This window comes from Sphingopyxis panaciterrulae, assembly GCF_014199295.1.
GTDB classification, from domain to species: domain Bacteria; phylum Pseudomonadota; class Alphaproteobacteria; order Sphingomonadales; family Sphingomonadaceae; genus Sphingopyxis; species Sphingopyxis panaciterrulae.
Window position 1 is genome coordinate 87,384 of record NZ_JACIJH010000010.1, and the last position, 14,302, is coordinate 101,685.

A 14,302-nucleotide genomic window follows, 5' to 3' on the forward strand; every position below is an offset into this window, starting at 1 on the left:
AACGACCCACCGCGACCGCTGGACAGCAGACGCCGGCCTCTTTATCGGCCACCCATGCCGACTCCAGTCCCCGCGCCCGCCCCCGAATCCATCCTGATCGTCGACTTCGGCAGTCAGGTCACCCAGCTCATCGCCCGCCGCGTCCGCGAGGCTGGCGTCTATAGCGAGATCGTGCCGTTCAGCGGCGCCGAGGCGGCGCTCGAGCGGATGCAGCCCAAGGGGGTGATCCTGTCGGGTTCGCCCGCCTCGGTGCCCGCAGCCGGCAGCCCGCGCGCACCGCAGTCGGTGTTCGAAAGCGGCCTTCCGATCCTCGGCATCTGTTATGGCCAGCAGGTGATGAGCCAGCAACTCGGCGGACAGGTCGAACCCGGCGGTACCGATGGCGAGCGCGACGGCGAATTCGGCCGCGCCTTCCTGACGGTCACCGAACCCTGCGTGCTGTTCGACGGCCTGTGGAAGGTCGGCGAGCGGCATCAGGTGTGGATGAGCCACGGCGACCGCGTCACCCAATTCGCACCCGGTTTCCGTATCGTCGCGATCAGCGACGGCGCTCCCTTTGCGCTGATCGCCGACGACGAACGCCGCTATTACGGCACCCAGTTCCACCCCGAGGTCGTCCACACCCCCGACGGCGCCAGACTGATCGCGAACTTCGTCCGCCACGTCTGCGGCTGTTCAGACGACTGGACGATGGCCGAGTTCCGCGCGACCAAGATCGCCGAAATCCGCGCGCAGGTCGGCGACCGGCGCGTGCTCTGCGGCCTGTCGGGCGGGGTCGACAGCGCGGTCGCCGCGGTGCTGATCCACGAGGCGATCGGCGAGCAACTCACCTGCGTCTTCGTCGACCACGGCCTCTTACGCCTCAACGAGCGCGAGCAGGTCGAGCGGCTGTTCCGCGACCATTACAACATCCCGCTGGTGGTCGTGGACGCCGAGGAACGCTTCATGGCAGGCCTCGCCGGCGTCACCGACCCCGAGAAGAAGCGCAAGTTCATCGGCGGCGAATTCATCAATGTGTTCGAGGAAGAAGCGAAAAAGCTCGGCGGCGCCGACTTCCTGGCACAGGGCACCCTCTACCCCGACGTGATCGAAAGCGTGTCCTTCACCGGCGGCCCGAGCGTGACGATCAAGAGCCACCACAATGTCGGCGGCCTCCCCGAACGCATGAACATGAAGCTCGTCGAGCCGCTGCGCGAGCTGTTCAAGGACGAAGTCCGCCTGCTCGGCAAGGAGCTAGGCCTCCCCGACATCTTCGTCGGCCGCCACCCTTTCCCCGGCCCCGGCCTCGCGATCCGCATTCCTGGCGAGGTGTCGAAGGAGCGCTGCGACATCCTGCGCAAGGCCGATGCGGTCTATCTTGAGGAAATCCGCAGCGCCGGCCTCTACGACGCGATCTGGCAGGCGTTTGCGGTACTGCTTCCCGTCAAGACCGTTGGCGTAATGGGCGACGGACGCACCTACGACCATGTCTGCGCGCTGCGCGCCGTCACCTCGACCGACGGCATGACCGCCGACATCTATCCCTTCGACGCGAACTTCCTGTCGCGCTGCGCGACCCGGATCATCAACGAGGTGCAGGGCATCAACCGCGTCGTCTACGACTATACGTCGAAACCGCCGGGGACGATCGAGTGGGAGTGAGCGATGACAATCGCGTATATCACCATCGGCACCAACGATATGGCGCGGTCGCGGCTCTATTATGATGCCATCGTGCCGCATCTCGGCGGACGGCTGGAGGTCGACTATGGCGACCAGGCTCGCTGCTATGCGATGCGCGGCGGACAACGCATCTGGATCGGCAAGCCGAACGACGGGTTGGCGGCGGTTCCCGGCAACGGAATCATGCCGGGTTTTCTGTGCGAAAGCCAGGCGGCGGTGGATGCGGCTCATGCCGCAGCCTTGGCGCATGGCGGCACCAACGAAGGCAATCCCGGTCCACGCCCCCTCTACGGACCGGATTTCTATGGCGCCTATGCCCGCGACCCCGAAGGCAACAAGATGAGCTTCGTCTGTTTCGGAGTATCGCAAAGCTGAGTCGGCGCCGTTATTCTCCCGCAATTCCATTGTGAGGAGAGGCTGATGAAACGCATCAAAACCCAAGTCTCGGGCGGCTGCCAGTGCGGCGCGGTGCGCTATCATGCGAGCGCGATGCTCGACAATGCCCATCTCTGCCATTGCCGCATGTGCCAGAAGGCGGTCGGCAATCTGTTCGCCGCGCTCGTCGCCGCGCCACGCGACGCGCTCGTCTGGACGCGCGGAGAGCCGGCGGTCTTTCATAGTTCGACGCATGTCGCACGGGGGTTCTGCCGCGATTGCGGGACGCCGCTTTTCTTCGATTATGTCGAAGGCGAACGCGTCAACCTGACCATCGGGTCGCTCGACGAACCGGCGCGCTTCCCGCCGGTCGGCCAGGTCGGGATCGAGGCGCGCATGCCTTGGCTCGGCGGTCTCGCCGCGCTTCCCGGCGACCGAACGACCGAAGAGACGGCGCCGGACGATGCCGCCGCGATCCGTGCGAACAACCGCCAGCATCCCGATCACGACACCGAGAACTGGCCGGTCGGCGGCCGAAGGAAGAAACCGGGAACATCGCGCTAGGCCCCCCGCACGCCCCCTGCTACACCGCCCGCCATGTCCGATAAGAATCATCTCTATCTGGTCGATGGCTCCAGCTATATCTTCCGCGCCTATCACCGCCTGCCGCCGCTGACGAACCCGAGCGGGGTGCCGGTCGGCGCGGTCTATGGCTACACCACGATGCTGTGGAAACTGGCGAAGGAACTGCACGAAGCCGACGGGCCGACCCACCTCGCGGTCATCCTCGACCATTCGAGCGAATCCTTCCGCAACCAGATCTACGACCAGTACAAGGCGAATCGGCCCGAGCCGCCCGAGGATCTGATCCCGCAATTCCCGCTGATCCGCGATGCGACGCGCGCCTTTTCACTGCCTTGCATCGAAATGGAGGGCTTCGAGGCCGACGACCTGATCGCCAGCTATACCGAGGCTGCGGTGCGCGAGGGCTGGGACGTCACCATCGTTTCGTCGGACAAGGATCTGATGCAGCTCATCCGCGAAGGCGACGGCGTGCCGCAGGTCGACATGCTCGACACGATGAAGAATGTCCGGCTCGGCATCGAAGCGGTGCAGGAGAAGTTCGGCGTCGGCCCCGCACTGGTCGGCGACATCCTCGCGCTGATGGGCGACAGCGTCGACAATGTGCCGGGCGTGCGCGGCGTCGGGCCGAAGACCGCGACCAAGCTGATCCTTGAATATGGCGACCTGCAAAAGACGCTGGTGGGCGCGGCGACGATGAAGCCGTCGAAGCTGCGCGACAATCTGATCGAGCATGCCGAGATGGCGCGGCTGTCGCGCATTCTGGTCGAGCTGAAGCGCGACTGCCCCCTGCCGGACCCGCTCGATGCGTTGCGGCTGGACGCGATTCCCCCCGAACCGCTCAAGGCGTTCCTCGACGCGCATGGCTTCCGCTCGCTGTCGGCGAAGCTCGACGTCGGGGCAGCGCCGGGTGGCCCGCCGACCCCGCCGCGCGCGGGCGAGGCGCCGGCCGCCGCACCCGCCGTCCCGTCGACCCCGGCGCTGCCCCCGATGCCGGGGATCGACCGATCGTTATACGAGACGGTGACGACGATCGAGGCGCTCGACCGCTGGATCGAAGCGGCGCGCACCGCGCATGTCGTCGCGGTCGACACCGAGACCGCGAGCCTCGACAGCGTCACCGGCGACCTCGTCGGTGTCAGCCTGTCGACCGGGCCGGGCAAGGCTTGCTATATCCCGCTCGGCCACGGCGGCACCGACATGTTCGCCGAAAAGCCCGACCAGATTCCGATGGGCGATGCGCTCGGCCGCCTTCACGCGCTGTTCGCCGACGAAGCAGTGCTGAAGGTCGGGCACAACCTCAAATATGACATCGGCGTGCTCGCGCAGCACGGGCTGAGCATCGCGCCTTATGACGACACGCTGGTGATGAGCTTCGCACTCGACGCGGGCAAGCATCAGCACGGGCTCGACGAGCTGGCGAAGCTCCACCTCGACCATGTCTGCCTGACCTTCAAGGAGATGTGCGGCACCGGCAAGTCGCAGATCAGCTTCGCCGAAGTGCCGCTCGACCGCGCGACCGAATATGCCGCCGAGGATGCCGAGGTTGCGTGGCGGCTCTGGAAACTGCTGAAGCTGCGCCTGCCGATCGAAGGCGGGACCCGCATCTACGAGATGGTCGACCGCCCGCTCGTCGCCACGGTCGAGACGATGGAGCGCGCCGGAATCATGGTCAACCGCGACTATCTGGCACGGCTGTCGGGCGAGTTCGCGAACGACATGCTGCGCATGGAGGGCGAGATACACGGGCTCGCGGGCCAGCCCTTCGCCATCGGCAGCCCCAAGCAGCTCGGCGAGATATTGTTCGACAAGCTGGGGCTCAAGGGCGGGCGCAAGGGCAAGTCGGGGGTGTGGTCGACCGACCAGACCGAGCTCGAGCGGCTCGAGCGCGACGGCGTGCCGATCGCGAGGCTGATATTGGAATGGCGGCAGCTCGCGAAGCTGAAATCGACCTATACCGACGCGCTGCAGGAACAGATCAACGCGGTGACGGGGCGCGTCCATACCAGCTACAGCCTTGTCGGCGCGCAGACGGGGCGCCTGTCCTCGACCGACCCCAATCTTCAGAATATCCCGATCCGTACCGAGGTGGGGCGGCAGATTCGCGACGCTTTCATCGCCGCGCCGGGCCATGTGCTGATGGCGGCGGACTATAGCCAGATCGAGCTGCGGCTCGCCGCGCATATGGCCGACGTGCCCGAGCTCAAGGAAGCCTTCGCGCAGGGGCAGGACATTCACGCCGCGACCGCGATCGAGTTGTTCGGAGAGGTCAACCGCGACACCCGCGGGCGCGCCAAGACGGTCAATTTCTCGATCCTCTACGGCATCTCGCGCTGGGGTCTCGCGGGCCGACTGGAGATCACGCCCGACGAGGCGCAGGCGCTGATCGCGCGCTATTTCGAGCGCTTTCCGGGCATTTCGGACTACATCACCGACACGCTCGAAGGCGCGCGCGCGAAGGGCTATACCGAGACCTTGTTCGGGCGGAAGACCTGGTTCCCGCGCATCAAGGCGGCGAGCCAGCACGAACGGCAGGGCAGCGAGCGCGCCGCGATCAACGCGCCGATCCAGGGCACCAGCGCCGATCTGATCAAGCGCGCGATGGCACGGATGCCCGCGGCGCTCGCCGACGCCGGACTGTCCGATGTGGCGATGCTGCTCCAGGTCCACGACGAACTCGTCTTCGAGGCGCCCGAGGGGCAGGCCGAAGCCGCGGGCGAGGTCATCCGCCGCGTGATGATGGGCGCCGCCGAGCCGGTGCTGAAGCTGTCGGTGCCGCTGGAGGTCGAGATCGGCATCGGCAAAAGCTGGGGCGAGGCGCATTGATCGCTGTGCTACTGCTGCTCGCCGCGGACCCGGTGACCCCACCCGCTTTGCCGCCCGCGGCCGAGACCCCTGCGCCCCAAACGCCCATGCCCGTCGCCGACGCCGATCTGCGCGAATATGCCGCCATCGTCGGGCGCAAGGCGGTCGGCAAGCCGGTCAACGGCCCGTTCGGCACCGCCGACAAGGTGCTGGTGCTGATCCGCGACGACAAGGGCTATCCCGCCGTCGGCGCGAGTTTCGGCTTTCCGGTGCGCGATTCGCTGCCACCGCCGCCCGCCGGCGCGCTCGCGGTCGTGCGGCTGCACCAGCAGCCCGGCCCGGTCGTCCCCGGCCCCACCGACGATGATCGCGCCTTTGTCGCCACTACCAGACTGCCGCTGTTCGTGATCGGCGAATGGGCACGCCCGGCGCCGATGTGGGAACTCGCATGGCTGGACGGCGCGGTGCGGATGCGACGGATCGGCGAGGTTGGCGAAATCGGCCCCTGGCAGGATTAGCCTTCAGGGCCGAGGCCCGTAGCGATTGTCTCCCGCCGTGCCTGCACGCACGAGTTCGATCGCGAGCCACAGCATCGCGAGGCCCGCCACGATGGCCGGCCAGTCAGGACCGGGCATCGCCGCCTGCAGCCTTGCGGGAAAGGCGAAGACATCGCCGATCCCCTCGGGCGGCGTCTGGCGCGCTTCGGCCATCCAGCGTGCCATCGCCTTCGCCATCGCCTCTGTCCTCCGTGCCTGGTCGAGCCCGACGGCGACGACGGCGAACGGCAGGATCAGCGACCACCAGCCGCTCCGATCCCGGTCGTGCAGGCGGCGCGCCACTGCGGTCACGAGCAGCAGGGCACCGATCAGATGGAGCACCAGGTTGACGGTGCCGATGATCGCGACGCTTTCGAAGAAATGGGCATCGAGGGACGCCGTCCGGATCGCCCCCTGCCCACCCGAAAGGTCGACCGAGGGAAAGCTCAGGATCATCTGGACGATGAATTGAAGGGTGACGAGCGGGCCGAAGACGAGCGCGCTGAATAGCCAGAATTGCATCCGGTTGTCGCGGCCGCGGGCTGCGAACAGCCCCGCGAAGCCGCGCCGGAAAATCCGTCCGATCGAAACGTCAGCCACACCCCTCTCCCCCTGCCGGACAACTTAGCGACCAGTCCGTGAAGTGCAAACTGCGAGGACTCGGCACCCGGGGGCCAGCCGAGTTTGGTGGATGTGCAGCCTTTCCTTGCCCGGCTTTCGCGCCTATGACCACAGCGTGACGTCTGGCTGACACAGATGTGACGGCAGCGACGAAAGCCACGCATGACCCAACACCCGATCCAGGCCACCCAGGCGCCGACGCGCATCCAGCAGAATATCCTCGCACGTAGCGAGCGGCGCGTCCTCAATTGGCTGTGCGAGCGCCTGCCGGCCTGGGTGACCCCCGACCAGCTCACCACGCTCGGCTTCTTCGGCGCGGTGCTCGTCGCGGCAGGCTATATGTTGAGCTGGATCGACGATGAATGGCTCGGCCTATCGCTCGCGGGCTATATCGTCAACTGGTTCGGCGACTCGCTCGATGGCAGCCTCGCGCGCTGGCGGCGGATCGAGCGGCCGGCTTATGGCTATTTTGTCGATCACAGTGTCGACGGACTGGCAATCGTGCTGATCGTCGGCGGGATCGGCGCAAGCCCCTATTTCCGGCTCGACGTCGCGCTGTTCGGCGCGGTCGGCTATCTGCTGCTGGCGATCCATACCTTCCTGTCGGCGAAGGTGCTCGGCGAGTTCCGCCTGTCCTATATGGCGGGCGGGCCGACCGAACTCAGGCTGATGCTGATGGCGATGACGATGATCATGCCGCTGGTCGGCGGCGGCACCGTTCTGGGCACCGATTTTTCGGCTTTCGATATCTTCGGCCTTGTCGTCGCGAGCATCCTGACGACGTTGTACGTCGTCCAGAGCCTCGCGACCGCCCGCCTTCTCGCTCGGCGCGGCGGCTGATCTACCCCCGCACTCGCGCCATCGGATAGGTGCCGAGCAGGCGCAGCGACTTGGTCTGGAAGTCCAGTTCCTCGAGCGCCCGGTCGACCGTTTCCTCGCCCGGCGCGCCGACGATGTCGGCATAGAAAGTCGTCGCGGCGAAGCTGCCGCCGACCTGATAGCTTTCCAGCTTGGTCATGTTGACGCCGTTGGTCGCGAAACCCCCGAGCGCCTTGTAGAGCGCGGCGGGGATATTCTTCACCTCGAAGATGAAGGTCGTCATCAGCGGCACGCCCGCCGGCGGCACAGCCAGCGGTTCGCGCGCGAGAACGACGAAGCGCGTCATATTGTGGTCGGCGTCCTCCATGCCGGTGCCGTGCAGCGTCAGCCCATAAAGATCGGCGGCGTGCGGCGGCGCGAGCGCGGCGAGCCCGACCTCGTCGCTGTCGGCGACCCACGCCGCGGCGCCCGCGGTATCGCTGTGCGCGACGGGAGAGATATGGTTCGCGCGCAGCCAGCCCCGGCACTGGCCGAGCGCCTGCTCGTGGCTCATCGCGCGCGTCACCGGCCCGAGGTCCCGGCTCATCAGCCCATAGCGGATCGGCAGGAAATGCTCGCCGACGATCGACAGGCCGGATTCGGGCAGCAGGAAATGGATGTCGGCGACGCGGCCGTGCAGGCTGTTCTCTATCGGGATGATCGCGCGGTCGACGCGCCCGTCGCGCACCGCCTCGATCGCGTCCTCGAACGCATAGCAAGGCAGCGGTAACGCGTGCGGATCATATTCGCGCGCGGCCAGATCGCTGTTGGCGCCGGGTGCGCCCTGAAAGGCGAGGCCGCGCGCCGGATCGGCGAGCGCCGCCGTTTTCATCGTGTCGACCAGTCGCTGTGCCGAAGCCGAATAGCTGCCCATGTCCGCCTTTCCAAGATGCGCCGCGGCGCATAGCGGGGCCATGCTTCGGGCGCAACCGCGCCGATCGGACGTTCATCCCTTGCGCCGCCGCGCGTGCCCCAGTAAGGGAGCGCCAAACCTATCAAGCGCTCCGACGAGCGGGCGCCAGCGAACGGGGCTGCAAGCATGGACAATCGCAACAACACTATTGCCGGATGGGTGCTCTTCGCCGGCATTTGCGCGCTGGGCCTGACGATCGGCTCGGGCATGCTGTTCGCGAGTCACAATCCCGAAAAGCCCGGCTATCCGATCGAGGATGCCGAGGCTGGCGCCGGCGGCGGCGAATCGGCCGTGCCGCTCGCCAATCTGCTCGCCGCCGCCGACCCGGCGAAGGGCGAGACGGTGTTCGCGAAGTGCGCCGCGTGCCACACGATCAATTCGGGCGGCGCCAACGGCATCGGCCCTAACCTCTTTGGCACGCTGGGCGAGGAAATCGGCCACGGCAAGCACGGCTTCGCCTTCTCCTCGGTCCTCGCGGGCATGGGCGGAAGCTGGGACTTCGAAAAGATGGACAAGTGGCTGACCAGCCCGCGCAAGTTCGCGCCCGGCACCAAAATGTCCTTCGCCGGCCTGTCGAATCCCGAGGATCGCGCCAATCTGATCGTCTATCTGAACGCGCAGGGTTCGAACCTGCCGCTGCCCGCCCCCGAAGCCGCCCCGGCGGCCGAAGGCGACGCAGCCGCGGCTCCGGCCGAGGGCGATGCGGCGGCGGCTCCGGCCGAAGGCGCCGCTCCGGCCGCCGATGCTGCGGCCCCTGCGGAAGGCGCCGATCCGGCCCCGGCCGTAGCCAAGAAATAATGCGTCTCGCGCCCGTCCTGCTGGCGGGCGCGCTGGCCCTCGCCGGCTGCGGCCAGCCGCAGCCTCCCGCCGAGACGGCGCCTTCGGGCGCTTCGGCCGCGGATGACGTCGCCCCGGCAATCGAGCCGACCGCAGCGATGGGCGAACAGGTCTTCCGGCGCTGTGTCGCCTGCCACACGATCGACAAGGGCGGCCGCAATGGCATCGGCCCGAATCTTCACGGCATCGTCGGCCGCGCGGTCGCCGCGCACGACGGCTTCTCCTATTCGGGCGCGATGAAGGCCAAGGGCGGGGTCTGGGACGAGGCGGCGCTCGACGCCTATCTCGCCGATCCGATGAAGACGGTGCCGGGCACCCGCATGGCGTTCGCGGGCGTCATCGACCCCGCGGACCGCAAGGCGCTGATCCTGTATCTGAAGCAGCAGTCGGAGTGAGGTGCCCCCTCCTCTTCGCAGGAGGGGCCTGAACGACCGTCAATCCTCGGCATTCTCGTAGAAATGCTGGATGATGCTCCACGCTTCCTCCGCCGTCTCGACGAAGGTGAAGAGGTCGAGGTCGCGGGCGCTGACCACGCCTTCCTCGACCAGCGCATCGAAATTGACAACGCGGTTCCAGAATTCCTTGCCGAACATCAGCACCGGGATCGGCTTGATCTTGCCGGTCTGGATCAGGGTCAGCAGCTCGAACGTCTCGTCGAAGGTGCCGAAGCCGCCGGGGAAGACGCACACCGCGCGGGCGCGGAGCAGGAAGTGCATCTTGCGCAGAGCGAAATAGTGGAACTGAAAGCTCAGCGACGGGGTAACGTAGCGATTCGGCGCCTGTTCGTGCGGCAGCACGATGTTGAGCCCGATCGACTCGCGTCCCTCGTCGGCGGCGCCGCGGTTCGCCGCCTCCATGATCGACGGCCCGCCGCCCGAACAGACGACGAAGTGGCGGCATCCCTTGTCGTCGCACGGCACCTGACTCGCGAGCCGCGCGAGCTGGCGCGCCTCGTCATAATATTTGGCCTTAGCCTTCAGCCGCCGCGCGATGTTGCGCGCCGCATCATCGGTCGCCGCCGCCTCGAGCCCGTCAGCGGTGTCGGCTTCGGGAATGCGCGCCGAACCATAGATGACCAGGGTCGATTCGATCTTCGCTTCCTCGAGCAGTAACTCGGGCTTGAGCAGTTCGAGCTGGAAGCGAACCGGACGCAGATCGTCGCGCAGCAGGAAGTCGGTGTCCTGAAAGGCAAGCCGATAGGCGGCGCTGGCGGTCTGCGGAGTGGTGGTCGCCTGCTTGGCGAACTGCGCGTCGTCCTTGGCCTTGTGGAAACGCGAGCGATGCGGTTGCTTTTCTGCTGTCATTAGCGAGCGGCTAGCCGCTTCGCGCGACTTTGCCAAGTCAGCGGCAGTATCCGTTGCCGCTCATGTCGAGATGGAAATGATTATAGTGGGCGGCGTTGTAATCGGGGCTCAGCACCGTGCCGAACCGGCGGCAGGCCGATTTGTGCAGGGCGCGCAGGAATTGCTGCGAGCTCTGGTCGCCGTGCCAGCCGCCGTCGAGCATGATCCGCCGCCCGTCGGCGAGCACGAAGCCCGCGACGTCGACCGCGTTCGACGTCGCATGCTGCGACAGCCGGCCCGAGCGCCCGCCATAGATGTTGCGGCAGCTATAGGTGCCATAGGTTTCGACCTTGACCACTTCGGTGCGGAAATAGAGCCGGGCCGCAGGGCGCACCGCATATTCGACCCACGCCGCGAAATTGCGCGCGAGCGGACAGGTCATCGGGCCGAGGTTGGTCACCGGGGTGCCGATGTCGAGCAGCTTCACCGAATCGATCGACGAACAGCCGCCGCCATGATCCTCGTTCGGCAGCGGGGTGAATTTCACTCCGGCCTGCCGCAGATCGACCGCGCATTGCCGGGCTGCGGCGCTGGTGAAGGAGGGCGCGCCCGTCGTCTGCGGCCGCTGCGCCGTCGCCCCGCCCGAGCGCTTGGTCCCGCCGCCTTTCATCGCATCCGGCGTACCGAAACACGCCGACAGCGCCAGCGCCGCGGCGGCCGTGAGGAGCATCCGGGGCTGGAGGAAGATCGGCATCGGCATGGCGTCAATTTACCGACACATTGGTTAACGAGCTGTAAACCATCGGTGCGACCAGCCGAAAACTTCGCGCGGCGGACGATATTCGTTTGACACTTACCCGGCCATCCTTAAACGCAGCGCCGGGCCACGCGGTCCCAACGCCGCGCGAGCTCTCTGCAAGGAGAGACTATGATGAGTGAAGTGCCGACGCCACAGGTGCGCCCGACGCGCCCCTATTTTTCTTCCGGTCCCTGCGCCAAGCCGCCGGTCTGGTCCCCCGAAAAACTGAACACCGAATCGCTGGGCCGCTCGCACCGCGCGAAGATCGGCAAGACGCGCCTCGCCTATTGCATCGACCTGATGCGCGAGATGCTGCGGCTGCCCGACACGCATCGCATCGGCATCGTTCCGGGTTCGGACACTGGCGCCTTCGAGATGGCGATGTGGACGATGCTGGGCGCCCGCCCGGTCACGACGCTGGCGTGGGAGAGCTTCGGTGAAGGTTGGGTCACCGATGCCGCCAAGCAGCTCAAGCTCGATCCGACGGTCATCCGCGCCGATTACGGCCAGCTTCCCGACCTGAGCCGGATCGACTGGTCGAACGACGTCCTCTTCACCTGGAACGGCACCACCAGCGGCGTGCGCGTGCCGGATGGCGACTGGATCGCCGCCGACCGCGCCGGCCTGTGCTTCGCCGACGCAACCTCGGCCGTGTTCGCCTATGACCTGCCGTGGGACAAGATCGACGTCGCGACCTTCAGCTGGCAGAAGGTGCTCGGCGGCGAAGGCGCGCACGGCGTGCTGATCCTCGGCCCGCGCGCGGTCGAGCGGCTCGAAAGCCACACCCCCGCCTGGCCGCTCCCCAAGGTCTTCCGCCTCACCAAGGGCGGCAAGCTGGTCGAGGGCGTGTTCAAGGGCGAGACGATCAACACCCCGTCGATGCTCGCGGTCGAGGATGCGATCTTCGCGCTCGAATGGGCTAAGTCGCTGGGCGGGCTCGACGGCCTGAAGGCGCGCAGCGATGCGAACGCCGCGGCGCTCGACAGGATCGTCGCGGAGCGCGAGTGGCTGAGCCACCTCGCCGCCGATCCCGCGAGCCGGTCGAAGACTTCGGTCTGCCTGTCGGTCGCCGGCGCGGATGCGGATTTCATCAAGACATTCGCCGGGCTGCTCGAAGCCGAGGGCGCGGCCTATGACATCGCGGGTTATCGCGACGCCCCGCCGGGCCTGCGCATCTGGTGCGGCGCGACGGTCGACACCGCCGACATCGAAGCGCTCGGGCCGTGGCTCGACTGGGCTTACGCCAGCCTTTCGGCCTGACGCTCCCTCATTTCCGTTCGCCCTGAGCCTGTCGAAGGGCCGCCCTTTTTTCCGACGTCCAAAAGAAGAACTGTCCTTCGACAGGCTCAGGACGAACGGAGCTTTTGAAAGCTATCGAAATGACCCAACCCAAAGTCCTCATCAGCGACAAGATGGACCCCAAAGCCGCCGCGATCTTCAAGGAACGCGGAGTGCAGGTCGACGAGATCACCGGCAAGACCAAGGACGAGTTGATCGCGATCATCGGCGATTATGACGGCCTCGCGATCCGCTCGGCGACGAAAGTCACCCCCGACGTCCTCGCCGCTGCAACCAACCTCAAGGTCGTCGGGCGCGCCGGCATCGGGGTCGACAATGTCGACATTCCCGAAGCGTCGAAGAAGGGCGTCATCGTGATGAACACGCCCTTCGGCAACTCGATCACCACCGCCGAACATGCGATCGCGATGATGTTCGCGCTCGCCCGCCAGATCCCCGAAGCCAATGCGCTGACGCAGGCGGGCAAATGGCCGAAGAACGACTTCATGGGCGTCGAGCTGACCTCGAAGACGCTCGGTCTGATCGGCTGCGGCAATATCGGCAGCATCGTCGCCGAGCGCGCGCTCGGCCTGCGCATGAAGGTCGTCGCCTTCGACCCCTTCCTGACGCCCGAACGCGCGATCGAACTGGGCGTCGAAAAGGCCGACCTCGACACGCTGCTCGCCAAGGCCGATTTCATCACGCTGCACACGCCGCTGACCGACCAGACGCGGAATATTCTGTCGAAGGAAAATCTCGCCAAGACCAAGAAGGGCGTGCGGATCATCAACTGCGCGCGCGGCGGCCTGGTCGACGAGGCAGCGCTGAAGGAGGCGCTCGATTCGGGGCATGTCGCAGGCGCGGCGCTCGACGTGTTCGCGCAGGAGCCGCCGGCGGCCGACCATCCGCTGTTCGGCACCCCGAACTTCATCTGCACCCCGCACCTCGGCGCCTCGACCGACGAAGCGCAGGTCAATGTCGCCATCCAGGTCGCCGAACAGATCAGCGACTATCTGCTGACCGGCGGCATCACCAACGCGCTCAACGTCCCCAGCCTGTCGGCCGAGGAAGCGCCGAAGCTGCGCCCCTATATGAGCCTCGCCGAAAAGCTCGGCAGCCTCGTCGGCCAGCTCGCGCACGACAATCTGACCACCATCTCGGTCGAGGTCGAGGGGTCGGCGGCCGAGCTCAACATCAAGCCGATCACCGCCGCGGTGCTGACCGGCCTGATGCGCCGCTATTCGGACAGCGTGAACATGGTCAACGCGCCGCATCTGGCGCGCGAGCGCGGGCTCGATATCCGCGAGGTGCGCCACGACCGCGAGGGCGATTATCACACGCTGGTCCGCGTCACCGTGGCGACCGAGGCGGGCGACCGCTCGGTCGCGGGGACACTGTTCGGCAACAACGAGCCGCGGCTGGTCGAGATGTTCGGGATCAAGGTCGAAGCCGATCTCGCCGGCGACATGCTCTATATCGTCAACGAGGACGCGCCGGGCTTCATCGGCCGCATCGGTGGCGCGCTGGGTGATGCGGGGCTCAACATCGGCACTTTCCACCTCGGCCGCCGTGCCGCGGGGGGCGAAGCGGTGCTGCTGCTCAGCCTCGATTCGCCGATGCCCGAGCCGCTGCTGTGGCAGGTCTGCCAGCTTCCCGGCGTTAAGACGGTGAAGGGGCTGAAGTTTTAAACCACGACACGCCCTCCCCTTCAGGGGAGGGCAGCGAGACTTGCGAACTTGTTCGCTAGTCGCAG

General features: G+C 66.7%; 14 protein-coding genes. 10 read left to right on the plus strand and 4 right to left on the minus strand.

Annotated elements, in window-relative coordinates; genetic code table 11:
* Positions 1–54: 54 nt before the first annotated feature.
* Genes guaA through FHR21_RS14535 form a run of 5 tightly spaced genes read left to right on the plus strand, consistent with a single transcriptional unit; the run spans position 55 to position 5,942 of the window.
* Complete coding sequence (gene guaA / locus FHR21_RS14515) at positions 55–1,641, plus strand: glutamine-hydrolyzing GMP synthase (protein ID WP_184099588.1); 1,587 nt, start codon at positions 55–57, stop codon at positions 1,639–1,641.
* A 3-nt stretch (positions 1,642–1,644) separates the two neighbouring features.
* Positions 1,645–2,037 (plus strand): VOC family protein, encoded by a 393-nt coding sequence (locus tag FHR21_RS14520; RefSeq protein ID WP_184099590.1) that lies wholly within the window; start codon positions 1,645–1,647, stop codon positions 2,035–2,037.
* Between the two features lie 45 nt (positions 2,038–2,082).
* Positions 2,083–2,601 (plus strand): GFA family protein, encoded by a 519-nt coding sequence (locus FHR21_RS14525; protein WP_184099592.1) that lies wholly within the window; start codon positions 2,083–2,085, stop codon positions 2,599–2,601.
* A 33-nt stretch (positions 2,602–2,634) separates the two neighbouring features.
* Positions 2,635–5,445 (plus strand): DNA polymerase I, encoded by a 2,811-nt coding sequence (gene polA, locus FHR21_RS14530; protein ID WP_184099594.1) that lies wholly within the window; start codon positions 2,635–2,637, stop codon positions 5,443–5,445.
* Positions 5,446–5,450: 5 nt separating this feature from the next.
* The gene (locus FHR21_RS14535) at positions 5,451–5,942 is read left to right on the plus strand and encodes a hypothetical protein (RefSeq protein WP_338113173.1); all 492 of its coding nucleotides are present in this window, start codon (positions 5,451–5,453) and stop codon (positions 5,940–5,942) included.
* Positions 5,943–5,945: 3 nt separating this feature from the next.
* Here the strand turns inward: FHR21_RS14535 and FHR21_RS14540 are convergent, their stop codons facing one another.
* Entirely contained in the window at positions 5,946–6,560 is a 615-nt protein-coding gene (locus FHR21_RS14540; RefSeq protein ID WP_184099598.1) for a DUF805 domain-containing protein, read from the minus strand.
* 183 nt (positions 6,561–6,743) lie between these two features.
* Between FHR21_RS14540 and FHR21_RS14545 the strand changes: the two genes are divergently transcribed.
* Complete coding sequence (locus tag FHR21_RS14545; RefSeq protein WP_184099600.1) at positions 6,744–7,421, plus strand: CDP-alcohol phosphatidyltransferase family protein; 678 nt, start codon at positions 6,744–6,746, stop codon at positions 7,419–7,421.
* Between the two features lies 1 nt (position 7,422).
* Here FHR21_RS14545 and FHR21_RS14550 read toward each other — a convergent pair whose 3' ends face one another.
* Positions 7,423–8,313 carry a prephenate dehydratase gene (locus FHR21_RS14550; protein ID WP_184099602.1) on the minus strand — a complete coding sequence of 297 codons (891 nt, stop codon included), beginning with the start codon at positions 8,311–8,313 and terminating at the stop codon, positions 7,423–7,425.
* 165 nt (positions 8,314–8,478) lie between these two features.
* Between FHR21_RS14550 and FHR21_RS14555 the strand changes: the two genes are divergently transcribed.
* Both FHR21_RS14555 and FHR21_RS14560 read left to right on the plus strand, forming a co-directional pair.
* Positions 8,479–9,150, plus strand: coding sequence for a c-type cytochrome (locus FHR21_RS14555; protein ID WP_184099604.1), 672 nt, complete (start codon positions 8,479–8,481; stop codon positions 9,148–9,150).
* The gene (locus FHR21_RS14560; RefSeq protein WP_184099606.1) at positions 9,150–9,584 is read left to right on the plus strand and encodes a c-type cytochrome; all 435 of its coding nucleotides are present in this window, start codon (positions 9,150–9,152) and stop codon (positions 9,582–9,584) included. Before FHR21_RS14555 ends, FHR21_RS14560 begins: the two co-directional genes overlap by 1 nt.
* Before the next feature lie 39 nt (positions 9,585–9,623).
* Here the strand turns inward: FHR21_RS14560 and FHR21_RS14565 are convergent, their stop codons facing one another.
* Both FHR21_RS14565 and FHR21_RS14570 read right to left on the minus strand, forming a co-directional pair.
* On the minus strand, positions 9,624–10,493 hold the full coding sequence (locus tag FHR21_RS14565; RefSeq protein WP_184099608.1) for an LOG family protein: 870 nt from the start codon (positions 10,491–10,493) through the stop codon (positions 9,624–9,626).
* A 37-nt stretch (positions 10,494–10,530) separates the two neighbouring features.
* Positions 10,531–11,232, minus strand: a complete 702-nt coding sequence (locus FHR21_RS14570; protein ID WP_184099610.1) for an extensin family protein — start codon at positions 11,230–11,232, stop codon at positions 10,531–10,533.
* Positions 11,233–11,403: 171 nt separating this feature from the next.
* On the opposite strand from FHR21_RS14570, the gene FHR21_RS14575 reads away from it, so the two are divergent.
* Together FHR21_RS14575 and serA are read left to right on the plus strand one after the other, a co-directional pair.
* The gene (locus tag FHR21_RS14575; RefSeq protein WP_184099612.1) at positions 11,404–12,531 is read left to right on the plus strand and encodes a phosphoserine transaminase; all 1,128 of its coding nucleotides are present in this window, start codon (positions 11,404–11,406) and stop codon (positions 12,529–12,531) included.
* Positions 12,532–12,650: 119 nt separating this feature from the next.
* Positions 12,651–14,237 (plus strand): phosphoglycerate dehydrogenase, encoded by a 1,587-nt coding sequence (gene serA / locus FHR21_RS14580; protein ID WP_184099614.1) that lies wholly within the window; start codon positions 12,651–12,653, stop codon positions 14,235–14,237.
* Positions 14,238–14,302 lie beyond the last annotated feature (65 nt).